18 protein-coding genes and 2 rRNA genes are annotated in these 22,730 nt (G+C 55.2%); 12 read left to right on the plus strand and 8 right to left on the minus strand.

Going from position 1 to position 22,730, the window contains the following annotated elements:
* The 4 genes from HY011_35865 to HY011_35880 form a co-directional block, all read left to right on the plus strand.
* Window positions 1-1,174: ribosomal RNA gene (locus HY011_35865) — 23S ribosomal RNA — on the plus strand; the annotation flags it as partial.
* Between the two features lie 74 nt (window positions 1,175-1,248).
* Window positions 1,249-1,365 (plus strand): 5S ribosomal RNA (gene rrf / locus HY011_35870).
* Window positions 1,366-1,690: 325 nt separating this feature from the next.
* Window positions 1,691-2,992 carry a tetratricopeptide repeat protein gene (locus HY011_35875; GenBank protein ID MBI3428331.1) on the plus strand — a complete coding sequence of 434 codons (1,302 nt, stop codon included), beginning with the start codon at window positions 1,691-1,693 and terminating at the stop codon, window positions 2,990-2,992.
* Between the two features lie 19 nt (window positions 2,993-3,011).
* On the plus strand, window positions 3,012-3,524 hold the full coding sequence (locus tag HY011_35880) for a hypothetical protein (GenBank protein MBI3428332.1): 513 nt from the start codon (window positions 3,012-3,014) through the stop codon (window positions 3,522-3,524).
* 85 nt (window positions 3,525-3,609) lie between these two features.
* Here HY011_35880 and HY011_35885 read toward each other — a convergent pair whose 3' ends face one another.
* The 3 genes from HY011_35885 to HY011_35895 form a co-directional block, all read right to left on the minus strand.
* On the minus strand, window positions 3,610-5,541 hold the full coding sequence (locus HY011_35885; protein ID MBI3428333.1) for a protein prkA: 1,932 nt from the start codon (window positions 5,539-5,541) through the stop codon (window positions 3,610-3,612).
* Between the two features lie 284 nt (window positions 5,542-5,825).
* Window positions 5,826-6,794, minus strand: coding sequence for a tRNA pseudouridine(55) synthase TruB (gene truB / locus HY011_35890; GenBank protein ID MBI3428334.1), 969 nt, complete (start codon window positions 6,792-6,794; stop codon window positions 5,826-5,828).
* Window positions 6,795-6,808: 14 nt separating this feature from the next.
* Window positions 6,809-8,356, minus strand: a complete 1,548-nt coding sequence (locus HY011_35895; protein MBI3428335.1) for a hypothetical protein — start codon at window positions 8,354-8,356, stop codon at window positions 6,809-6,811.
* A 181-nt stretch (window positions 8,357-8,537) separates the two neighbouring features.
* On the opposite strand from HY011_35895, the gene HY011_35900 reads away from it, so the two are divergent.
* The 4 genes from HY011_35900 (at window position 8,538) to HY011_35915 (ending at window position 14,152) form a co-directional block, all read left to right on the plus strand.
* A complete protein-coding gene (locus tag HY011_35900) occupies window positions 8,538-8,894 on the plus strand; it encodes a hypothetical protein (protein MBI3428336.1) in 357 nt (118 codons plus the stop codon).
* Between the two features lie 21 nt (window positions 8,895-8,915).
* Window positions 8,916-9,872, plus strand: a complete 957-nt coding sequence (locus tag HY011_35905) for a site-2 protease family protein (protein ID MBI3428337.1) — start codon at window positions 8,916-8,918, stop codon at window positions 9,870-9,872.
* Between the two features lie 24 nt (window positions 9,873-9,896).
* On the plus strand, window positions 9,897-10,310 hold the full coding sequence (locus HY011_35910) for a CBS domain-containing protein (protein MBI3428338.1): 414 nt from the start codon (window positions 9,897-9,899) through the stop codon (window positions 10,308-10,310).
* Between the two features lie 500 nt (window positions 10,311-10,810).
* On the plus strand, window positions 10,811-14,152 hold the full coding sequence (locus HY011_35915) for a TonB-dependent receptor (protein MBI3428339.1): 3,342 nt from the start codon (window positions 10,811-10,813) through the stop codon (window positions 14,150-14,152).
* A 301-nt stretch (window positions 14,153-14,453) separates the two neighbouring features.
* Here HY011_35915 and HY011_35920 read toward each other — a convergent pair whose 3' ends face one another.
* Both HY011_35920 and thiE read right to left on the minus strand, forming a co-directional pair.
* Window positions 14,454-15,884: an FAD-binding protein gene (locus HY011_35920; GenBank protein ID MBI3428340.1), complete on the minus strand. Its 1,431-nt coding sequence runs from the start codon at window positions 15,882-15,884 to the stop codon at window positions 14,454-14,456.
* Between the two features lie 10 nt (window positions 15,885-15,894).
* Window positions 15,895-16,542 carry a thiamine phosphate synthase gene (thiE, locus tag HY011_35925; protein MBI3428341.1) on the minus strand — a complete coding sequence of 216 codons (648 nt, stop codon included), beginning with the start codon at window positions 16,540-16,542 and terminating at the stop codon, window positions 15,895-15,897.
* Window positions 16,543-16,856: 314 nt separating this feature from the next.
* Here thiE and HY011_35930 point away from each other — a divergent pair, with 314 nt between their 5' ends.
* Window positions 16,857-17,198, plus strand: coding sequence for a hypothetical protein (locus HY011_35930; GenBank protein MBI3428342.1), 342 nt, complete (start codon window positions 16,857-16,859; stop codon window positions 17,196-17,198).
* A gap of 72 nt (window positions 17,199-17,270) precedes the next feature.
* Here the strand turns inward: HY011_35930 and HY011_35935 are convergent, their stop codons facing one another.
* On the minus strand, window positions 17,271-17,612 hold the full coding sequence (locus HY011_35935) for a hypothetical protein (GenBank protein MBI3428343.1): 342 nt from the start codon (window positions 17,610-17,612) through the stop codon (window positions 17,271-17,273).
* 183 nt (window positions 17,613-17,795) lie between these two features.
* Window positions 17,796-19,439 (minus strand): apolipoprotein N-acyltransferase, encoded by a 1,644-nt coding sequence (gene lnt, locus HY011_35940; GenBank protein ID MBI3428344.1) that lies wholly within the window; start codon window positions 19,437-19,439, stop codon window positions 17,796-17,798.
* A 210-nt stretch (window positions 19,440-19,649) separates the two neighbouring features.
* Here lnt and HY011_35945 point away from each other — a divergent pair, with 210 nt between their 5' ends.
* The 3 genes from HY011_35945 to HY011_35955 all read left to right on the plus strand — a co-directional run bounded on the left by HY011_35945 (window position 19,650) and on the right by HY011_35955 (window position 22,383).
* A complete protein-coding gene (locus HY011_35945) occupies window positions 19,650-20,333 on the plus strand; it encodes a nitroreductase family protein (GenBank protein ID MBI3428345.1) in 684 nt (227 codons plus the stop codon).
* A gap of 7 nt (window positions 20,334-20,340) precedes the next feature.
* A complete protein-coding gene (locus HY011_35950) occupies window positions 20,341-21,066 on the plus strand; it encodes a hypothetical protein (GenBank protein MBI3428346.1) in 726 nt (241 codons plus the stop codon).
* A 99-nt stretch (window positions 21,067-21,165) separates the two neighbouring features.
* Entirely contained in the window at window positions 21,166-22,383 is a 1,218-nt protein-coding gene (locus HY011_35955; protein MBI3428347.1) for a Gfo/Idh/MocA family oxidoreductase, read from the plus strand.
* A gap of 160 nt (window positions 22,384-22,543) precedes the next feature.
* On the opposite strand, the gene HY011_35960 is transcribed toward HY011_35955, so the two are convergent.
* On the minus strand, window positions 22,544-22,730 hold a 187-nt coding region (locus tag HY011_35960), incomplete at its 5' end, for a hypothetical protein (protein ID MBI3428348.1).

A 22,730-nucleotide genomic window follows, 5' to 3' on the forward strand; every position in this document is an offset into this window, starting at 1 on the left:
AGGGGTGCCCGGCGCAAGTCGGGCCGCAGTGAAAAGCTCCAGGCAACTGTTTACTAAAAACACAGGTCTCCGCAAAGTCGTGTAGACGACGTATGGGGGCTGACGCCTGCCCAATGCTGGAAGGTTAAGAGGAGGGGTCAACGCAAGTGAAGCTCCGAATTGAAGCCCCAGTGAATGGCGGCCGTAACTATAACGGTCCTAAGGTAGCGAAATTCCTTGTCGGGTAAGTTCCGACCTGCACGAACGGCGTACTGCTCTGGAGACTGTCCTACCGCGCAGCGCAGCGAACTTGTAGTACCGGTGAAGATGCCGGTTTCCCGCATCTAGACGGAAAGACCCCGTGCACCTTTACTACAACCTGATAGTGAATCTGGGCAAGGTATGCGCAGGATAGGTGGGAGGCTTTGAACTCGGGCTTTTGGGCTCGGGGGAGCCAACGGTGAGATACCACCCTTAGTTTGTTCGGTTTCTAACCTACTGCCGTAATCCGGTGGAGGGACACTATCAGGCGGGTAGTTTGACTGGGGCGGTCGCCTCCTAAATTGTAACGGAGGCGCTCGAAGGTTAGCTCAAGGTGTTTGGAAATCACCTGTAGAGTGTAAAGGCATAAGCTAGCCTGACTGTGAGACAGACAAGTCGAGCAGAGACGAAAGTCGGACTTAGTGATCCGGCGGTTCTGTATGGAAGGGCCGTCGCTCAACGGATAAAAGGTACGCCGGGGATAACAGGCTGATCCTGCCCAAGAGTTCACATCGACGGCAGGGTTTGGCACCTCGATGTCGGCTCATCTCATCCTGGGGCTGAAGAAGGTCCCAAGGGTTTGGCTGTTCGCCAATTAAAGAGGTACGTGAGCTGGGTTTAAAACGTCGCGAGACAGTTTGGTCCCTATCTGGTGTGGGCGCAGGAGTATTGACGGAATCTGACTTTAGTACGAGAGGACCGGGTTGGACTAGCCTCTAGTGTACCAGTTGTCACGCCAGTGGCACCGCTGGGTAGCTAAGCTGGGCAGGGATAAGCGCTGAATGCATCTAAGCGCGAAGCCCGACCGGAGATGAGTACTCCCCATGAGGGTCGTGGAAGACTACCACGTTGATAGGCTGGGTATGTAAGCACAGTAATGTGTTCAGTTGACCAGTACTAATAACCCCATTGGCTTGACCATAAGATTTGCTCAGCGCAAGTTGAGTTTCTTGGCAAGCATAGCTAACAAGCGAAACTCAAGATTACCTATTCAGTTTCTTTAAGTTTTCCGGTGACTCTGTCGGAGGGGTCACACCCGTTCCCATCCCGAACACGGAAGTTAAGCCCTCTTGAGCCGATGGTACTGCGCGGGCAACTGCGTGGGAGAGTAGGTAGTTGCCGGATTAAATTTGAGAAAAGCCGTTCCAGCTTATGCGTAAGCTGGAACGGCTTTTTTGTTTTTACGCTGCACATTCCAAACACATCTGCAATTGCGCTAAGATGCCGCCGTTCAATCATCGCCCCGATTTAACATAGCATAAGGACTGGGTCATATATCTTGCAGCGCAACGCTCTAAAAATATTCGTCATTGTGGTTTGTTTTTTGCCGTTTCATGTTGCGGCACAGACAAAGTCGGCTGCCCGAAAAGCAGAAACGCAAAACGAGGATTCATTCAAACAAGCCAGTGCCCTGTTTGAAGCCGGGCAAGCAGCCCATCAGCGTGGCGACTTGGAGCGAGCCATTGAACATTACACCGCTGCGCTCAAACTTGAACCGTCGCTCTGGCAGATCGACCTACAATTGAGCGCCGCGAATCTGGCGCTGAATCGGTTGGCGCTAGCCCGCCAAGCCATTGAAAAAGTAATTGAACATCTCTCTCAATACGCTGACTCCCTGGAACTGAAGCAGGCCAACGTGCGAGCGCAACTGTTGCTAGGTGAAATTGCCTTGGCTGAAGCTAAGAAGGAAGAGGCTGAAAAAGCGTTTCGCAAGGTGCTTGAATTGAATCCGCAAACAGCGCGGGCACACGCGGGCTTGGCTGAAATGTTCCTGTCGAGTAACAAGTTCAACGAGGCGGCCGCAGAAGCAAAAATCGCGCTCGATACAGGAGATCAACGAACAAACACTTATGCTTTGTATGTCGAAGCGCTCATTGCAGCGCATCGGCATGACGAAGCGCTGAGTGTGCTGAATGAACTGCTCAAACGTGAGCCAGGTTTCACACCGGCGCTGCGGTATCGTGCTGAGGTGTTTGCCGCGCGCAATGATTTCAACAGTGCGATAAAAGATTTGCAGGCCGCACTCACATTTGAGCCGCGCTTACAGGATAAGTTGCGCTTGGCGGAATGGCTTGCCCGCACAAAGCAATATGACAGAGCAAGCGCGCTTTATCAGCAAGCCCTTAAAGACGACCCTGCAAACAAGGAAGCGCAAACCGCCTTGGCTGCGCTGCTGGTCGAATCGGGCAAGGGTGCAGAAGCCATTGCGCAGCTTGAATCACTGATCCAGACGCAACCAAATCGAGCAGACGTTCGGGCGCAATTGGCTGAACTGTATCTTGCCGCACAACCTGAGAAGGCATTGGAGCAATACTCCGCCGCCGCAAAGCTCGAACCGGCGAACCCTGCGCATCAACTTGGCGTAGGCGCGGCGTTGGTCAAGCTGCGGCGTTTTCAAGAGGCCGTGCCAGCCTTGCGTCCGGTGCTGGCGGCAAAGCCAGAGTTAGCCTATTTTGCGCACACCAACCTGGCGACGGCTTTGTTCGAGTTGGATGATTTCGCCAATGCCGCGCGCGAGTTTGTCTGGATACTCAATCAACAACGCGAACAGAAACGCGCGGCAATCACGCTCTATTTTCTGGGCATCTGTTTCGACAAGCTGGGTGATTTGGAGCAGGCGCAAAAAGTTTACGAACAGTTTCTTTCACTGGCTTCGGCTGAAAATCAATTGGAAATTGATAAAGTGAAGCTACGGCTGCCGCCCTTAAAACGCCAGCTTGAAAAAGGACAGGGGAAACACAAGAAAGAGTAATCGTCAGGAGGATTTCGTTATGCCGCAAACCATCAGCACATTGCTCAGGCATGGCTGTCTAACGCTCGGTCTTATTTTCCTTCTGCATCTGCCTGTGCAGGCGCAGAAGCGCGATCATTTGACTGAGCAAGAGGTTGATCTGGTGCGTGAGGCGCAGGAGATTGATTTGCGCATCCAGGTCTTTGTCAAAGCCGCTGACCGGCGCTTGCTGGTATTGACCAATCCGAACGCGACGCAGAAGCCGAAAGAGGAAGAGACCTGGGGGCCGCTGCCAAAAGGCACGCGACTGGAATTGCTCAGCGATTACAAACGCATCCTCGAAGAAGCTGAAGAGAAATTGGATGACGCCTATGAACGCAGTGCAAGGAATGAAAAGATTCCGAAAGCACTCGCGAAATTCAAAGAAGGCATAACCAAGCAAATTGCCCAGCTACGTGCGCTCGCTCCGCAACTCAATGACCCTAAGGAACAACGCGCCTTGGCGGATGCGATTGAAGAGGCCGAGACTGTGACCAAGGGCGCCTTGAAATAAAACGCAGATTTATGGTGAAACAAGAAAAGGCGCGTGGCTGATTCGACAGCGACGCGCCTTTTCATTTGAACAGTAGCCGTGATGTTTACCGCGCCAGCAATGAGCCGACATAACGCAACAATTCGTTCGCGCTCTCGACCGTGTAGCCGCGCTCTTTGACCAGCCGATCCACGACTTCGTTGATGCGGCGCAATTGGTCGTTGTCAGGCGTCTTGGTCGAAGTCGTAATCTTCACCACGTCTTTTAGGTCGGCGAAGATTTTCTTTTCGATGGCTTCTTTCAGCCGTTCGTGCGAGCTGTACTCGAACGATTTGCCTTTGCGCGAATACGAAGAGATGCGGATCAGTATTTCCTGCCGGAAGGTGTTCTTGGCATTTTCGGTGATATTGATCTGCTCTTCGATGGAGCGCATCAGCCGTTCATCCGGTTCCATTGGCTCGTCGGTCAACGGGTCTTTAAGTTTGTCTTTGTTGCAATAGGCTTCGACGTTGTCTAGGTACGAATTGCAAAGGTTGCGCGCCATCTCTTCATACGAATAGACAAACGCCCGATTGACCTCATTCTTAGCGATGTCGTCGTATTCGCGGCGCGCTAGCGCAATCAAATTCAGATAGCGTTCCTTCTGTTCCGCCGAGATGCCCGTGTGCTGGTCGAAGCCGTCTTTGATCGCGCGCAAGGCGTCAATCGGAGTGATGTAACGCACGCCATCTTTGACCAGCGCATTCGACAGGCGGTTGATGATGTAGCGCGGCGAGATGCCATCCATACCTTCGCGCACGGTCTCGGCTTTCAATTCTTTCACGTCTTTCAGCTTGAAGCCTTCGACGTCCTCGCCATCGTATAGCTTCATCTTTTTGACGAGGTCAACGTTGTTCTTCTTCGGCTCTTCCAGCCGCGTCAGCACGGCGAACATGGCGGCGACGCGCAAGGTGTGCGGCGCGATGTGGATATTGCGCAGCACGTCGCTTTGGCCGAGCAGCTTCTCGTAAATCTTCTCTTCCTGCGTGACCTTCAGGTTATAGGGCACCTTGATCATGATGATGCGGTCTTGCAGCGCTTCCGATTTGCGGTTGCCGACAAAGGCGTTGTATTCATTCTCGTTGGTGTGCGAGACGATGACCTCATCGGCGTAGATCATCGCAAAGCGGCCCGTCTTGATGCTTTGCTCCTGCGACAGCGTCAGCAGCGAATAGAGGAACTTCTCATCGCACTTCAAAATTTCGATGAATTCCATCAAGCCGCGATTGGCGATGTTCAATTCGCCGTCAAAACGATAGGCGCGCGGGTCGGATTCAACGCCGATTTCACCGATGGTTGAAAGGTCAATCGAGCCGGTCAGTTCGGTGATGTCCTGCGATTTTGGATCGGAAGGCGCAAAGGTGCCGATGCCGATGCGGTCTTTTTCGGCAAAGAAAATGCGCTCGATCTTGACGTCTTCGATCTTGCCGCCATATTCGTGATCCACCATGTAGCGCGTTTGCGGGCAAAGATCGCCTTCGATGTAAATGCCATAGTGCTTCTCAATGTCAGACCGTAATTCGGGTGGGATCAACTGCATTGGCTCGCCGTGCATCGGACAGCCGCGGATGGCATATACCGCGCCGCTTTCATTGCGCGTCCATTTTTCCAGCCCGCGTTTGAGCAAGGTAACGATGGTGGATTTGCCGCCGCCGACCGGCCCCATCAGCAACAGAATGCGTTTGCGCACTTCCAGCCGCTGGGCCGCCGATTTGAAGTATTCGACGATCTGTTCGATGGCTTCATCAATACCGAACAACTCTTCGCTGAAAAAGTTGTAGCGCGAGACTTCATCGGGCGTGCCTTCTTTGAGTTTCTCGACGCCCACTGACAGGATCATGTCGCAGATGCGAGCGTGGGAGAGCGCCGTGATCTTCGGGTTGGCCGAGGCCATCTCGAAGTATTCGCGAAAGGTTCCTTCCCACGCCAGACGCTCACGCTCGCGGCGGTGCGCCTCCAGCATTTCGGTTAGACTTAAACGATTCTCTTGCTCTGACATGATGTGCTACTGCTCCTTGTCACTGTCGCAAAACCCGCCTTTGCGCGGGGCTGGCAACCAGTAACTCCTAGATGGTTAATCGCTTTTCGTGCTATGAACTCAGGGGGATTCGCGGCAGAGAGGTCTACCGTTAAGTCAGATGGCTTCGACGGGATTGGTTGTTTGTTCAGGTCAAATTCCACGTTCCGTTCTCCTGGTTAATAACTATAGATGCGGAGACCTGACGGGGCACCTCAACTGGGCGACTCAGTATACAACCTAGGAATGGACAAGCAAGAGGGAATTCAAGTTGCTCTGTCAGGCTGCGCGCAAAGAACGAGGCGCGGCTGCCAGACTTGCGTACTGGCGTTGTAAGCAGCGAGCGCGAGCAATTCACCTTGCGGATTGCAAAGCTTCGCCAAAGTCCCATCCGCTAAAGTCTCTTCGAGCAATCCAGTTTGCCGACGCACTGCCTGACCGTAGGCCAACGCGCGCTGTTCGGCGGCCTCAACCATAATTTCAGGAAAAGCCAAGGCCGCGCGCAAAGGCAATAAGGCTTGTCCGGCTTGGCTGGTTTGGGCCAATTCGGCCAGGCGCTCCAGCGTGACAGCTTGACCGAGTGAAAATTGCCCGGCGCGTGTGCGCCGCAAGCTGCTCAAATGCGCGCCCAAGCCCAGTCGCTTGCCCAGGTCTTCCGCCAGCACACGGATGTATGTGCCGGACGAGCAGACGATGCGAATGGTGAAGTCGCGCAGGTTCGCATCGTGGGCCGGCTGGACTGGCTGGGCTGGCTGGGCTGGCTGGGCTGCGACGATCTCCAATGTTTTGATTTCAATCTCGACCGGTTGGCGTTCGATTTGCTCACCACGGCGGGCGAGTTCGTAAAGCTTCACGCCGCCAATTTTCTTGGCCGAATACATCGGCGGAATCTGTTGAATCCGCCCGCGCAAACTGGCGGCGGCCTCGTCCAATTGGGCCACCGTCAAATGTGTTGCCGAGACGGGCGCAGTCAATGGCGCGCCCGTCAAATCGCCGGTGTCAGTGGCAAAGCCGAAGCGCGCGACAGCTTCATATTCCTTATCGTCACCCGCCAGAAATTGCATAAGCCGCGTCGCGCGATTCACGCCCAACACCAGCAAGCCGGTGGCGAAGGGGTCAAGCGTCCCCGTGTGCCCGACGCGGCGCGTGCCCAGCAGCTTGCGCGCACGCGCCACGACATCGTGCGAAGTCCAGCCCGCAGGTTTGTCAATCAACAGAATCCCGTCTTGTTGCAATGCCGTTATTCCTTTCACTTGGGTCGCCTGGATTCATTGACGCGCTCGCGTTCGTGTACGCGGATGCCTGCGCGCCAGTTGGTATTGATGCCGATGCGATAGGTTTCGATTTCCGGCGCGATGCATCGCGCAATGGTCGTGAACGAGCGATGAAAGCGCAACTGTGGCGCCACCAGATAAAGTAACGGCGGCTCATCTGCCAGTTCGATCCCGGCGAACAAACCGCGTGGGCCGAATTCGCCGCGGCTGCGCGCCTGTTCGATGCGCAGCCAATAATCCAGCCCTTGCAGCGGCAATTGCGCGTCTTCGGCGGCTTTGATTTCGATGACGACCAGCCGGCCCGCGTGATTGACCGTCAGCAAATCCAGCACCGAGCGTTCGGCGGCGCGCCAGGCGGGAATTTGGGAATAGACGAAACGCTCATCCAGCCCGGCATCCAGCGCGCGAATGTCGCGGCGTAACATTGATTCGAGCCAGGCTTCAGCTCGTAACCGATAAAACGGGTGGCGGCGGTCTTTGGCTTGTGCGTGGCGGTGTTGAATGAGCTGACGCGCCAACGCTGCGAGTTGCGGAAAATTCTCTTCGTTCAAACTGGACTGTGCTGGTGCGGAAAAGCTCTCTGGCAGCCCCGCGACGCCAAAACTGACGCGCGCAAGTCCGGACTGCCGCGCCCGCGCAAATTCCAAACCGTGCAGACTGAAGCTCTCGCAAGCGAGGTGCGGATGCGCGCGCACTTCAATCAAGTCTGGCGCAAACTGCAAAATCCGGGCACGCCAGGCGTTGGTTTGTTCAGGCGTACCGGGCCACTGCAAGTCGCGCGGATGCGCGTGCAGCAATTCCGCCTGAGCCGCTAATGACACCAGCGTCAGGGTCTCGGCTTGCTCATCAATTTCAAAACATTCGAGCCGCGCGCCAAAGGGCTGACGGTCAAGCAAGGTCAGGCGTTCGATGACTGTTCGAGAATGTGCGCTCGGCACACAGAAGCACAGCCGTTGCGCCCCAGCCTTGAATCCGGCCAGCCACAGCAACCCCGCCGCCACCATGCCGTTAATCTCTTCAAGCTGTTCGGCCGCACTGACGCCCAGCACCAACGTGGTTTGTTGACCGGTTTGCACCCGCCAGCGTGAATAGCGCTGCGCATTGGCCAGTGGTTGAACACGCGCCTGGCTGAAATGCTGGCGGAGCAGCGCGGTTAGCATTGGCGTGAAGGCGGAGCGTCGTTGTTCGTCGCCGGCCACAGCTTCATCCCGCCACTGCGCAACGTTGCGTAACACCAGCGTAGTGAGGTCGCGGCCAAAACTGCGCGTGGCTTGGAGCCGGATTTCCGCCGGGGTGATTTCATAACTCTGCACGCGCCAGTTTTGCGCGCGGTTTTCGTCCCACCAGGCGAAGATGAGCTTGCCCCATTCGACGCTGAATTCGCAGCCGTCCCGCCCGTCGCCGGCAATTTCGGTGAGCACCACCTCGCCGTGGCGCAATTGCCAGACGGCGTTGTTCATGAGCGCCAGCTCCAATTCATATTTGGCTTGGGCAGCGCTGCTGTTGTCGGTGATAGGAATCATTGTAGGCCCACTTGGCAATGCAGTGCGGTTCGTAGCGCTGGCGAGCGGGCTGTGCTAACATCGCCGCCGCTCACAACAGGATTTTACAACCCTCGTTCAATTCAAGCTATCGGCACACACAAATATCACCGCAGAGCAGGCCGCTCTGCCGGTCGTCAGGAAATTTGTCGGCAGGAAAATTATGGTTTGTCACAATTGTGGACGCGAGATCAAATTGGTCGGGAAGGCAATGCGCAGCGATGAATGTCCGCATTGCAAGGCCGATGTGCATTGCTGCAAGAATTGCCGTTTCTTTGATCCCGGCAAGAGCAATCAATGCGCCGAGCCGCAGGCTGATTATGTGCGGGATAAAGTCAAAGCCAACTTTTGCGATTACTTTCAGGCGAATAACCGGTTGCCCTTGACCAAGCGCGCCAGCGAACCCGTGCAGCGCGACGACGCGCGGAAAAACTTCGACAAACTTTTCAGCAAAGGCGGCGCGCAGGGCAACAAAGAAGACGGCGCGCGCGACGCTTTCGACAAATTGTTTAAGAAATGAGATGCTCGCCGAGAAGGTGTTATGAGTGAGCTTTACCAGTTTCCACCGCAACAATTTCCCTCACCGGAAGCGCAATTTTACCGCCCGACCATTGTGCAGCGTTTACCGCAACATGCGCCCGCGCCGCCGCCCACCGAGCAAATCAGTTTCAAGCGCCTGCTGTGGCACCTAACGTTGCTGGGCCTGACGGCTGTCACGACGACGGCGATGGGGGCGCTCTTTTTGAATGACGGCAAAGCGCCGTTGCTGTCCGGACTGATTTATTCTTTTGCTTTGCTGATGATTCTAGGCTCGCACGAGATGGGCCATTACATCGCGTGCCGTTGGTATGGCGTGGCGGCGACGCTGCCATTTTTTCTACCTTCGCCCTTGCCGATCTTTGGAACGTTCGGCGCCGTTATCAAGATTAAATCCCCCATTCCCAGCCGTCGCGCCCTGTTTGACATTGGCATTGCCGGACCGTTGGCCGGGTTTATCTTTGCTTTGCCAGCGGCCTATCTGGCGCATTATTTTGCCAAGGCTGGCGCGCCCGCCGTGCCCGATGGCGAGACGATCATTTTCAATGACCCGCTGCTCTTTAAGCTTTTTTCTAAGTTACTGCATTTGCCGCCCAATATTGACGGCAATCCGCTCTGGTTTGCGGCTTGGCTGGGCTTGCTGATGACCGCGCTAAACCTGTTGCCGATTGGGCAACTGGATGGCGGGCACGTGGTCTATGCGATCTTTGGCGAGCGCGGGCACCGCTTTATTGCCCGGCTGTTTTATCTTGGCGTGGTTGGGTTGGCAGTGTACTCATATTTGCGCGGCGGGTGGATGGGCTGGTTCGTGTGGGTGGTAATCCTGACCATTATGATGCGCTTCGGGCACCCGCCCGTGTTGGATGAAGAAGAACCGCTGGGATTGGCGCGCGTGTTGGTCGCGCTGATTGGTTTGTTGGTCTTTGTGCTGTGCTTTATGCCGTTTCCGATTACGCTTTGAAGACTGGCTTGCGAGGAGACCCTGATGACACTCTATGCTGCTGACGTCATGATCAAAGACGTGGTGACTGTGAAAGAAACCATGCCGCTCAAAGAGATTACCCAATTATTCCGCGAAAAACGCATCACCGGCGCGCCGGTCGTGAACGAGGCCAACGAACTGGTCGGCGTGATTTCCGAAACCGATGTCATCCGCAAAACCACCAGCATCGGCGCTTGGTCGCCCAGCACGGCGGGCCAGATCATGACGGGTAATGCCGTGACTGTCGGCCCCAATGAAACCTTACAGCGCGTCTGCGAGTTAATGTTCAACCGCCGTATTCACCGCGTCGTCGTGGCCGAAGGGAAAAGCATCTGCGGCATCATCACGACGATGGACATCCTGCGCGCCATCGCCACACATTTAGGGCAGAGCCGCGAAGATACTTTTGCAACCTGAGCCAGCGCCGCCTTCCTACCCTTAAATCAAGACCAACGTTGGAATTTCATTTTATCTCTTGGAGATTGGTCAGCCAGCGTGTGTTGTAAATTGTATGCGCCTGCCTCTAAATGGAGGGAACTGGCTTGCGGTAGCAGCGAAAATGACTACACTGTCCAAAGTTTGAGCAAGCGGTATTCATCGCAGTACGAATTCCATCAACAACTCGTCCCAACAAAATTGGCTTCGAGCCTAAGCGCGCCCTAGGCAAGTACGCCCTGCGCCTCTGCTGATCTTGTGGATTGCGGAGCGGCGGCAACTCGCTAGCCGCCCTTGTGCTGCCTTGATACCGCCACCGCATTGAGGTTCACCCACAGCTTACAGTTCTCCCGAACGCTTCTTTTGAATAAAGCGGTGGGTGTGTCATCCAGTAATTCCAAGTTGTAACCGTACATTCGCGTGCTTTGTCGTCATCTGGCAGATTAAGTTAGACACCCGCCGAATGTCACAAAAGGAGAAAAATGAGAAGAACATTCAATAACTGCCTAATCGCGTTATTGCTGGGTTTGGGCCTTACGGCGACCGCGTTTGGACAACGCACGACCGGCGACATCGAAGGCACGGTGACAGACGCCAATGGCGCTGTCGTTCCAGGTGTCAGAATTACTGCTACCGGTATCTCGGTAGGCTTTAACCGGACTGTTCAAAGCGATAGTCAGGGCGTCTTCCGCATCCAGCAAATCCCTGTCGGCGCCTACAAAATCTCGACTGCTGCGATTAGCGGGTTCGCGGCGACGACGGTGGATAACATCACCGTAACCATTGAGAATGCTACGGCGGTCACGCTGAAACTGGGCGTCGCCTCCACTAGCGAATCGGTGGTGGTTACGACTGATTCGTTGGGAGTGAGCATTGATACTTCCGATAGCAAAGTTCAAACGAACATCACCGCAAAACTGATTGAGCAATTGCCCAAAGGCACAAGATTTACCTCAATGTTGCAAATTTCCCCAGCTACCCGGGCGGAACCTCTTTCCGGTGGTTTTCAAGTGGATGGCGCATCAGGTTCGGAAAACACCTTTGTGGTGGATGGACTTCCGCTCGAAAATTTCAGAACGGGCGTCCTTAACACGGTAAACGCCATGCCGAATTCGATTGTCTCTGAGATTCAGATCAAAACCGGTGGGTTTGAAGCGGAGCATGGTGGCGCTTCGGGTGGTGTGGTCGTCGTCGCGACCAAATCTGGTTCGAATACTTTTCACGGTGAAGTAAGCTCGGCCTTTGATGCCAGCGCCTTGCAACCCCGTCCCAGAGCGGCGATGACCCAATTTGCTTCGAGCAGTGCCTCTGCCGCTGCCATCGCGGCCAATCCGGATTACACTTTTCTGCTCAGGCAGAATAAGGATCAATTTTTGAACATGTACCCGACCGGGACTTTTAGCGGCCCACTGGTTAAAGATCGTGTCTGGTTCCTGGGTAGTTATTCGCCGCAGATCTTTAGAACCACGCGTGTCTCGAATTTCATCAACACTACCAGTAATGCGAATTTCTCCACCGGCCAATATGTTCCGACGCCGCGCTTGGTTAACGGAGCACCCATCGCCCCGATTACCTACAAGCAAAACGAGCGCTTCGAATATGCCTTTTCTAAAGTGGATGCACAGATTCTCAATAACTTGCGCGGTTCGGTAAGTTATCTATGGAACCCAGACATTACACACGGCGGTATTCCTGACGCTAGCATTAGTACTAGAAATCCGGTGAACGTCACTTACGCAGGGACTTCATATACTTCCGGCGACTACGCGGCGCTGCAGGGTGGACGGGCCAACTCAAACAATTTCACGGGCCAGATGGTGTATACACCGACTGCCAAATTGATTGCGACATTCCGTTATGGCCGCGCTTTTCAGAATGAAAAAGCCGGAAACTATGCGCTGGCCAACGAACCCCGCTATGTCTGCGGTGGGTCACAAGGTGCTTATGCAACGATTGTAACCGGCTGTCCGGGCGGTCTTGGATTCTCAAACCTCACCACGAATACCATTAATACGCGGGACGTTTCGCTCAAAAATGAGTACAACTGGGACGTTAGCTATCTTCCGCGTGATTTTGGCGGCAAACACGAATTCAAGGGCGGCTATCAATACGGGCGCACCAGCAATGACGTATTGACTGGTAATGCCGGCACTGGCACGGTAACGCTTTTCTATGGTCAGGATTATGCGGGAGCCGGAACCGGCGTCAGTCTTCCTTGCGCCCTGGGAACAGCAAGCTGTATTGGGGTAGGAACGTTTTCTAGATCTGGCTCAAAAGGGACGGCCAGAAACAACTACCAGGCGATTTACGGGCAGGATAAATGGCAACCTATTCGTCGCCTCGTATTGAATTTGGGGATAAGACTCGAAAAGGAAAACCTGCCTTCTTATAACGAAGGTTTCGCCTTGGCTGGTTCGCCGATTCCGCCGATTCGCTTAGGTTGGGGCAAAAAGATTGCTCCGCGTTTAGGCGGGGCCTATGACGTGTTCGGCAATGGCAAGACGAAAATTTATGCCAGCTACGGTTGGTTTTATGATCGTTTGAAATTCAACCTGCCACGCGGGCTTTTTGGTGGCAACTTTTTCCGCACAGATTACTTTCCCATTACCGCCGCCAATCCGAACTACAGCTACTACACGCCATCGAAAATTTTGGGAACGTGGACTGATCCCCTCGGCGGTGGCAACCCTTCAACCGCAGGCGGCTTGAGTCTTCTGCAAAGAGATTTTCGTATTCCGTCCAACCTGACCCCGGCGCAGTTTACCGCGCTTGGGCTGCCGGTAACGGGCATTGCTCCTGATCTGAAGCCTTTCCGTCAAAGTGAGATTACGGTTGGCTTCGAAAGGGAACTGTTGAGAAGTTTTGTCTTATCAGCTCGCTATACACGCAAGAATATTGATTCCACTATCGAAGACCACGCCATTCTGGGAATAGGAGAATCGGAAAACTACCCCATCGGAAACCCGGGCGAAGGCTACGATTTGAAACTTGACAAGGCGACTGGCTACGTGAAGTCAGCGAAACCGCAGCGTGTGTATAACGCTTTGGAAGTGGTGCTCAACAAACGGCTGTCGAACAGCTACTTTTTCAATGTGAATTACACGTATAGCCGCTTGTACGGCAACTATTCAGGTTTGTCCAGTTCGGACGAGGGCGGTCGTAACGCACCGGCGACCGATCGTTTCTTTGATTATGCCGCTAATGGTTTTACGGCGACTGGCGAACCAGATAACGGATTTTTGGCGACTGACCGGCGGCATGCGCTAAAGGCCTATGGTGGCTACTCATTCGACAAGTGGATGGGGAAAGGCCATTCCACTGACCTGTCGTTCTTCTACACCGCACTACAAGGAACACCTATAACCACTTTTGTGGGTTTTGTGGCTACGTCAATTCCTCTATCAAAGCGCGGGGATTTAGGCAGAACTCCGGTCTATACGCAAACGGATCTTTCCTTGACGCATCGTTATAAGATCAAGGAGCGTTACTCGATAGCATTTGACTTTAATGTCTTAAATGCTTTCAACCAGAATACTCCGATTGGCCTTGTCACCGGGAAGTATCGCGTGACCAATACGATTGCGGCCAGTGACATTGACCCTACTTACAATGCCAATACGCAAACGTTGACTGCGGTCATGAACAAGCTCTTGAGCGGGCAAATCGGCGCGCAAATTGCCGGTCTGGCCAGCGGCGCCAATCCGAGTATTAGCGGATCAGCGGCGACAGCGGGCAGAACCAATCCGGTTAGACCCCTTTATGGGCAGCCTTCTTCCTATCAAGGGCTGCGGAATGTTCGCTTTGGTTTCCGCTTTAACTTCTAAGTTGACGGACAGGTAATTGCCGAACACATTGCCGCGCAGTAACAAAGATAGGCAGTAAAACCTGGCAGCAGGTTCAACGCCTTCTTTGTTACTTCGCGGCGTTCATTCTTTGTCGCCTGAAGTCAAGCTCCTGCTGCTCAAATGGCCGCTTATCGTGGACACAAAATGCGCGGCCACGGTAGCGCAATCTGACGAGATTGCGCGGCTGCATCAGGCAAGCCTTGAAGGCGCGTGTAAAACTGAAGCGCACTGCTGACGAAGCGGCGCAATCTCGGCAGATTGCGCTACCCTATCCGCTGGCTTAACAACACGGCGCGTCAGCATTAAGAAAGCTCACCTCGTGCGCCGGCACAATCTCTTCAAACAATTTGCCCGGATTGAGAATGCCATTGGGATCGAGCGCGCGTTTGAGCGTCTTCATCAGTTCCAGCGTCGGGTGATCAATGGCTAAATCCAGAAACGGCGCTTTGGCATAGCCCACGCCGTGCTCGCCAGAAATCGTCCCGCCGAGTTCGACCGCCTTTTGAAAAATCTCGCGCACGGTGGCCGCGCCGCGTTTGCGCGTGGCTTCTTCACGGTCACGCAACATCACGTTGATGTGCAAATTGCCGTCGCCCGCATGGCCGAAGGTGGGAATCAGGAAGCCGCTGCGCGCGCTTAATTCTTCGACAAAGGCCAGCATCGCCGGGATGCGGGAACGCGGTACCACGGCATCGTGATTGAGTTTGATGACGCCCGTGCGCGCCACCGCCGGAGACATCTTGCGGCGCACTTCCCAAATCGCCTCGGCCTCGGCCTCGTTGCTGGCCTCCCGAAATTGCAGCGCGCCATGCTTGCGGCACATCGCGCGGACGATTTCAGCCTCGCGCGTGACAGCTTCTTTTAAGCCGTCCACTTCGATGATGAGCAATGCGCCTGCCGCACGCGGCAAGCCGGATGGTTCGTAATCCTCGATGGCGTTGATCGAAGTGCGATCCAGCAATTCCAACGCGACCGGCAAAATCCCCGAAGTCGTAAAGTCCGCCACGCAATTGCAGGCCGCCTGAGCGGTCGCGAAAATCGCCAGCGCCGTGCGCCGGGCTTCCGGCTTCGGCAATAACCGTAAGATGGCGCGTGTGACGATGCCGAGCATGCCTTCGCTGCCGATCAGCAAACTTTCCAGATGAAAGCCGGTCGCATTTTTGGGCACGCGCCCGCCCGCCTTGATGATCTCGCCGGTGGGCGTGACGAAATCGAGGCCGAGCACGAACTGTTGCGTGTTGCCATACTTCACGCAACGCGGCCCGCCGGCATTGAGCGCAATGTTGCCGCCGATGAACGATTCGCGCCAACTCGACGGATCGGGCGGATAGAACAGGCCCTGCGCTTCGACCGCTTGTTGCAATTCGTAATTGGTGACGGCGGGTTCGACCACGGCGACCAAATCGGGCTGATTGATTTCGAGGATTTGATTCATGCGCGCTGTCGCCAGCACCAGGCCGCCTTTAACCGGCACTGCGCCGCCGGTGTAGCCCACGCCGCCGCCGCGCACTGTGACGTAAAAACGCTGCTCATTCGCCAGCCGCATAATCACCGCGATCTCTGCGGCAGTGCGCGGGAACACGACCGCTTCGGCGCAGAAGACTTGTTTGAGCGCGTCCTGTGAATTAGCGGCGATGACATCTGTTGCCGTAGAGAGATGCTCAGGGCCAACGATGTGCGCGAGTTGTGCGAGGATTTCTGTTGTAACCATTGTGATGGGTTCAGCCTGACAAGGCTTTCAAAAATTTTCCTACTTGCTTCTTGATGTCCGGCTTGCTCATCAAATCCAATTTTTTCGGCCAGGGGTAAAGCGCCGAAATCACCGCGACGCTATCCGCGCCAGCTTTGATGACGGCGCGCGCGCGTTCGACGGTGATGCCGCCGATGGCGACGAGCGGTCGGTCGGCGAGCGCTTTGGCGGTGGCGACCAGTTCCAAGCCTACGACGGGGCTGGGGTTTTCTTTGGTGGTCGTTTGATACACCGGGCCGATGGCGAGGTAATCCGCTGAGGTTGGCAGCGCTGCTTGAAACTGTGCGAGCGAATGCGTTGAGAGGCCGATGATTTTGTCTCGGCCCAAAATCTCGCGGGCTTCTTCGACCGTCAGATCATCCTGGCCCAGGTGCACGCCATCGGCATCGGCAGCCAATGCGACGTCTACGCGGTCGTTGATGATGAGCTTGGCGCCGGCGGGCCGCGTCAACGCCAGACAAGCACGCGCGGCATCGAGCAATTCTTTGGCGCTGGCGTCTTTGTCGCGCAACTGGATAAAGGTTGCGCCACCAGCCAGCAGCAAACGCACAATCTCGGCGTGCGTGTAATTGGAAAGCTGGGTGTCGGTGATGGCGTAAAGTTTGGGTAGTTGCAACATAGCAGGCTTATTCGCAGATAAATGGAGCGGGGGAAACGAAATGCGAAGATACACGATGCGCCGGGGGATGCCAATTCGCTGGCCCGCCCGCGTGAGCGATTTATAACGGGGAAAGCGCTATGCAAGATGGGCATTTTGGCTATAATGCGCGCCGGTCGAAAGCTGACGCTCCTTTTTACGCCGCTGCGAGACAGAAGCCGTTGCTTCTGAGGCCAAACCGGAATGCGTCAGCGCGTCACCCCCTTCGCTCTTCTTTTCGGCAAATCACATTTCACCTTTGCACTTGAGCCTTTTGTACTTGAGAAGGAGGAACGATGAGAACACGGCTTTTGGCTCTCACTACGTTGCTGGCCTGCACCTTTCTTTTAACGGCCTGCCCGCAACAAACCACCATTGGCAAATTACAAAACGATCCGGCCCGTTACCGGAACAAAGAAGTCGCGCTGGTCGGCAACGTGACCAACAGTTTCGGCGCGCTCGGTTATGGCGCGTATGAATTGGATGATGAAACCGGGCGCGTTTGGGTGCTGACTGAACGCGGTGTGCCTGCGCGAGGCGCGCGCGTCGGCACGGTCGGCAAATTCGTCAATGGCGTGACATGGGGCGGACGCAAGTTCGGCAGTGCGTTTCAGGAAACAGATCGGCGGGTGCGCTAGTCGGTAGTTGGTAGGCAGTAGTCAGTGTTTAGCAACTTGCTGCGGATCACTGACTACCGACTACCGACTGTTTTAGGCCGCTTTCGGGCGACCGTGGATGCGGATGGAATCGTAATCTTCAGCCTGTATGGTGAATTCGTACTCGCGCGCGGGGACGTATTTGCCGGTCATCTCGTTAAACTTCATGAGAAACGGTTCGATGTAATCGTGCATTATGGCGCTCTCTTCCACGACCTTGTGTTGCACGTGGGCCACGTCGTCTTTGCTGATACCGACATGGTGCATCAGCCGTAAGGGCAGCTTGGCCGCCTCTGAAACGCCTGTGTCCACGACATACTCTTCGTGGCGCGCTTCCATCTCGATGAGTTGCTTGAAGAAATCTTCAGTGTCAGCGTAGGTCAGTGCTTTTTCCATATCCCGATCTCCTTGTGCACATACGTTGATGTTAAGTCCGCCGGTTTAGGCCAGCGGTTTGGGGGTGAAAGAAATACTTGCCAACTGCCGCAACAGCACCAGCAGCCATATAAAGCCATTGAGCGGGTTATGAAGGAACTACAGGATCATGCAAAGAGAAAGTAATCAGCGCCGCATGAATTGTCAACGTTTTGTGACTGAACCCGGCCGCAAACTGAAGCCGAATAAAATTACGGTGGCCAGCGCCGCGCTTACCGCAAACCAATCTCCGTGCCGCGTATAAAATGTTTGGGCGCTGCGCGCCTGTGCCTGCCAGCGTTGCGTGCCTTCGACGAATTGCGGCAAGGCGTCCACCACGCGCCCGTCCGCCGTCAGCAGGGCCGAAATTCCCGTGTTCGTCACCCGCACCAGATCGCGGTTATTTTCGATGGCCCGCAGCCGCGCGTGGGCCAGATGTTGCCGTGCCCCGGCAGTCGGGCCGAACCAGCCGTCTTCTGAAACATTGACGAGCAGCGTTGCGCCGTTTTGCACGAAACGCCGCACCAGATCGGGATAGGCCGCTTCATAACAAATGAACGCGCCGGTACGCACATAACTCGTCGTGCGTTCAATCGCCGGGGCCTCAGCGCCGCCGGTTTCGCTGGTCAGCAGCGCCGCCCGTTGGGTGCTGAGTTTGAGTGTGTTGACCACGGCTTGCTGGCCCGGCGTGAAATCGCCCGTGATGGTGGGCACGAAACGTCCCAGCGCGAACCGCCAGGGTACGAATTCGCCAAACGGCACCAAGCGCATTTTGTCATAGCGTTGCAAGGCTTGCTGACCGGCGGCATCAGGTCGCGGGCTGATCGTGCTGACACTGTTGAAATAGGCTTCGTTGCCGTTGTCGCCCGTGCGGGCGACCGAGTTGATGAGGAAATAACTGCCGCTTTCACGCGCCAGCGTGTTGATGCGTTGCCGCACCGCCTCGTCGTTGTCATAGAAAAGCGAAAGCGGGCATTCCGCCCAAATCGTCAAATCAACCGGTTGACCGGCGCTCGCCTGCTGGGTCAGCGCAATGGTTTTCAGCAAATAGCGCGTCGTATCTCCCAGCGGGATGTCAACGGGAATGTTCGGTTGCACGCCGAGTACGTTGATGGTTGAAGCGGATTGCGTTGGCGGGTTGGGCTGCATAGCCGGTAGCCAGAACGCGAGCGCGCCAAAGAGCAACAGGGCACTGGCCGCGTGCCGCACAGGCCGTTCTTTGGCGTTGAACAACAAGACCAGCCACGCGCTGCCCGCCACGACCAAGCCGCTCAGGAAATAAACGCCGCCGAATTGCGCCAGCCGCGCGACCATAAAATACCGCGCTTGCGAGACGCCCAGAGCATTCCAGGTCACGCCCGTCACCAGTGGCCGCAACCATTCCGTCGCCACCCAGACCAGCGGCGCGCAGGCCAGCGCCACCGTGCCGAAACGCTTGAGCAGTTGCGCCAGCACCGCCGCGAACAACGCGGGAAAAAGCGCGAGCACAGTGGCGAATAAAAACGCTACGGCATAGGCCCCGCCCGTCAGCAGCCCGCCGTAATGCGTCATCGAATGCGCAATCCAGTTTTCGGCAAAGAAGGTAAACAACACGCCCGTCAGCCAACCCAGCCATAAGGCGCGCCGCCAGCTCACGCCTTCGCTCAATGCATACAACAAAGGGGCCAACGCCACCCAGGCCAACCAGCTTAAATCGAACGTCGGGAAGGAAAGCAGCAATAACAGCGCCGAAGCCGTTGCCAGTGTGGATTGCCAAAGCAGACCAGCCGGAGCCAAGGCCAGTGGGACAAGTATTCGCTTGAAGTTCATGGGGCGGGATTCTACAGCGCCTCAGCGTTGAGCGCGAAAGCTGTCAGGCATTTGTGGAAGGTAAACAAAGATTGGCTGGGAACGCTGCGCCCGGTTCAGCGTTCCCAGGTGATGGCCCTGCTTCCTGCTAGACGATTCAGCACCATGCCGCTATGATTCGCGCATTCAAACATCAACATTGAAAGGCCTGAAAGGCCCGAAAGGCAGGCAATGGCGACCGTAACCGGATTCAGCGCGCTCGATTTTCAACGGCTTCCGCCAGCAGCGCAGATGCGCCGCGCCGCCGAGTTTTATGAGTTGCTGTGCCGCCGCCGCACCGTGCGCGAATTTGCGCCCGACCCTGTGCCTCTTGAGTTAATCGAACTGGCCATCAAGACCGCCGCGACTGCGCCGTCGGGGGCCAATCAACAACCCTGGTTTTTTGCTGTGGTCAGCAATCCCGAAATCAAGCGGCGCATCCGCGTGGCCGCCGAGGCCGAAGAATACGAAAACTACAACGGGCGTTTCCCTGATGATTGGTTGCAGGCGCTGGCCCAATTCGGCACCGACTGGCACAAAGAATTTCTGGAAGTCGCGCCGTATTTAATCGTCGTTTTCAAACTCGATTACGGGATTGCGTTGCAAGCTGACGGCAGCGAGCGCAAACTCAAACACTACTATGTCAACGAATCGGTCGGCATCGCGACAGGGATGTTGCTGGCGGCCTTGCACAACGCGGGGTTGGTGACGTTGACGCATACACCAAACCCAATGGGATTTTTGACCGAGATTCTCGGACGACCGAAGAACGAGCGCCCGTTTTTGCTGATTCCGGTCGGCTATCCGACAGCGGATGCGCGGGTGCCGAACATCGGCAAGAAGCCGTTGGATGATGTGATGTCAGTACTTGCATGAACTTGTTATGTGGATAAAAGACCGAAGTTCAAAAACACGAGGTGTATTCTGGCTCGCATGTTTGTCGGCAATTGCGCTGCTGCAAGCATGCCAGGGGACTTCGTCAATCAACGAAACGAGCGCCAAAGCTGATGCACCATCGAGGCTGACAATTGACAAGTTTAGTTCGATCTTCGGAACCAAATACTTGATGGCGTCAGGGTATATCCTGGTGGAATCTGAACGTTATTTTTCCTCCTATGAAGGGAAAAGCGCCAAGGCGTTTAACTATGTTTTTATGAACCCTGATGATCTGACGAGCCAGTGGCTTTTACCGCATTCAAATTACTTCTTTGTCGATGTTCAGGAATTACCTCTTTGGAAGGACGAGAGAGAGCAAAACAAAAACTGCTGCCAGCCACAACAACGGTCGAAATCGGAGGCACCGCCGCGACCGTCTACACAATTGCTGCTTTATACGCTGGTCAAAGCGAATACGAACGACAATAAAATTCTTGACTACAATGACCGCAAGACGATAGCGATCTCAGATGTCAGCGGAATCAATTACACTGAGCTTGTGCAAGACGTTGATTCCATCGTGCATCAGCAAATGTATAGCCCCGATGAATTTTTGGCGGTTTATTTGTCACACGGAAAATACACTGCAATGCGGCTTCATTTGAAAACGCGACAGTTCACACTCACAAAGGAAATTGCACCAATTCCCAAATCTCAACAACCATTGAGCTAATCTTTTTGGAGGACGATGATGAAACATGAAACTACAAAAGCTGTGTTGCCCTCGCGGCGACGCTTTCTGAAAAATTCGGCGTCTACCGGCGTTGGCCTAATGTTCATACCCGCCGCTTCTGTCTTCGGCACGCCCGCCAACTCTGCGATAGGATTGGGCGTCATCGGCTGTGGTGGACGAGGCACCTATGACACCAGCGTGTTCGTCGAAAATACCGAAGTCCGCTTAACCGCTTTGCACGATTTGTTTGATGATCGGTTGAATGCCTTCAAAGGGCGCTTTGACAAATTTGCCGAGCAGAAAGGCTATGCGGGCGTGCCATCCGCCAACATCTTTCGCGGCGGCAAGGCGTATGAAAAACTCGTCCAGTCCAAAGACGTGGACATCGTGCTCGTGACCAGCCCGCCGTATTTCCATCCCGATCACTTTGAAGCCGCTGTCGCCGCAGGCAAGCACGTCTATCTGGAAAAACCGGTGTCGAGCGATGTCGCGGGTGCACAGCGCGTCATCAAGACTGGGCGCGCGGCGAATGGCAAAGTTTGTATGCACGTCGGTTTCCAGAAACGCTACGACGAAGGCTACAAAACTGTGATCGAAAAGATTCACGCGGGCGAAATCGGCGACATCGTGTTGGGCCAGACGTTTTACTACACCAACGACCTCGACCGGCGCGAGAAAGCGGGCCTGAGCGATTTGGAAAACCGCATTCGCAATTGGGTCTTCGACAAGGCGCTGTCGGGCGACATCATCACCGAACAGAACATCCACATTCTCGACATCGTCAACTGGGCGCTCAAGGCGCATCCGCTCAAAGCTGTCGGCACGACGGGTCGGGCCTTGCGCAAAGAAGTCGCGGGTGTGCCCGCCGATTACGTGTGCAACGATCACTTCATCCTGACTTACACCTATCCCGGAGACGTGCATATCAGCTTCAATTCAAACCAATTCAAGAACAAAGGCTATCGCCAATCGGGCGAACGGTTCTTCGGTTCGTTGGGTGTGGCGGATACCTTGCAGAGCGGCCCGGCCAAGATCATCTCGAACAAGGACAACGGCGTGGTGACTTACAACGGCCCGGTGGATTTGCACAAGGCGAACATTGCCAAGATGCAAGCGATGGTCGAGAGCATCAAATCCGGCAAGTTCGACAACCAGACCGAACAGGGCGCGGACACGACGCTGACGACGATTCTGGGCCGCATGGCTGCTTACAGCGGCAAGGAAGTGACTTGGGACACGATGCTGAAGTCGCAGCAGAATTGGAATCTCAAGCTTAATCTGGACAGCGTGGGCAACAGCGCGGTTTCAATGAAATAGAGAGCTATTCAAGCAAAACAGTACGGGGAGTGTGAGCGACCTGCGCCTTGGCGTTAGGCATATTGGCAGCTACTGACGCAGTGGCCAAGGCGCAGGTCGCTCACACTCCCCGTACTGTTTCATCACGTTCAAAACTGCTGATCCCATCGAATTTTGTGGGTCAGCATCTATGGCCGCCGAGCGAAGCGGCAATCAGCAAGTTGTGTAACCAATTCTGGTGATAAACAAAACCGTTCAAAGCCGCAAAGGGCGAGTGACGCGTCGGGTCACGGCGGCGCAAACTCGCACTGTAGGGATGAAAGTTCCATTGCAGCGCCAGCGCGCGCAACGCCAGCCGGGCCGTCGCC

It is taken from the genome of Acidobacteriota bacterium (assembly GCA_016196035.1).
Classification (GTDB): domain Bacteria; phylum Acidobacteriota; class Blastocatellia; order RBC074; family RBC074; genus JACPYM01.

Excerpts from the sequence above, each read along its gene's own strand:
- HY011_35880 (MBI3428332.1), top strand. The coding sequence starts at position 3,012 with ATGCCGCAAACCATCAGCACATTGCTCAGGCATGGCTGTCTAACGCTC.
- HY011_35885 (MBI3428333.1), bottom strand. The coding sequence starts at position 5,541 with ATGTCAGAGCAAGAGAATCGTTTAAGTCTAACCGAAATGCTGGAGGCG.
- HY011_35895 (MBI3428335.1), bottom strand. The coding sequence starts at position 8,356 with ATGATTCCTATCACCGACAACAGCAGCGCTGCCCAAGCCAAATATGAA.
- HY011_35900 (MBI3428336.1), top strand. The coding sequence starts at position 8,538 with ATGGTTTGTCACAATTGTGGACGCGAGATCAAATTGGTCGGGAAGGCA.
- HY011_35905 (MBI3428337.1), top strand. The coding sequence starts at position 8,916 with ATGAGTGAGCTTTACCAGTTTCCACCGCAACAATTTCCCTCACCGGAA.
- HY011_35910 (MBI3428338.1), top strand. The coding sequence starts at position 9,897 with ATGACACTCTATGCTGCTGACGTCATGATCAAAGACGTGGTGACTGTG.
- HY011_35915 (MBI3428339.1), top strand. The coding sequence starts at position 10,811 with ATGAGAAGAACATTCAATAACTGCCTAATCGCGTTATTGCTGGGTTTG.
- HY011_35920 (MBI3428340.1), bottom strand. The coding sequence starts at position 15,884 with ATGGTTACAACAGAAATCCTCGCACAACTCGCGCACATCGTTGGCCCT.
- thiE (MBI3428341.1), bottom strand. The coding sequence starts at position 16,542 with ATGTTGCAACTACCCAAACTTTACGCCATCACCGACACCCAGCTTTCC.
- HY011_35930 (MBI3428342.1), top strand. The coding sequence starts at position 16,857 with ATGAGAACACGGCTTTTGGCTCTCACTACGTTGCTGGCCTGCACCTTT.
- HY011_35935 (MBI3428343.1), bottom strand. The coding sequence starts at position 17,612 with ATGGAAAAAGCACTGACCTACGCTGACACTGAAGATTTCTTCAAGCAA.
- lnt (MBI3428344.1), bottom strand. The coding sequence starts at position 19,439 with ATGAACTTCAAGCGAATACTTGTCCCACTGGCCTTGGCTCCGGCTGGT.
- HY011_35945 (MBI3428345.1), top strand. The coding sequence starts at position 19,650 with ATGGCGACCGTAACCGGATTCAGCGCGCTCGATTTTCAACGGCTTCCG.
- HY011_35950 (MBI3428346.1), top strand. The coding sequence starts at position 20,341 with ATGTGGATAAAAGACCGAAGTTCAAAAACACGAGGTGTATTCTGGCTC.
- HY011_35955 (MBI3428347.1), top strand. The coding sequence starts at position 21,166 with ATGTTCATACCCGCCGCTTCTGTCTTCGGCACGCCCGCCAACTCTGCG.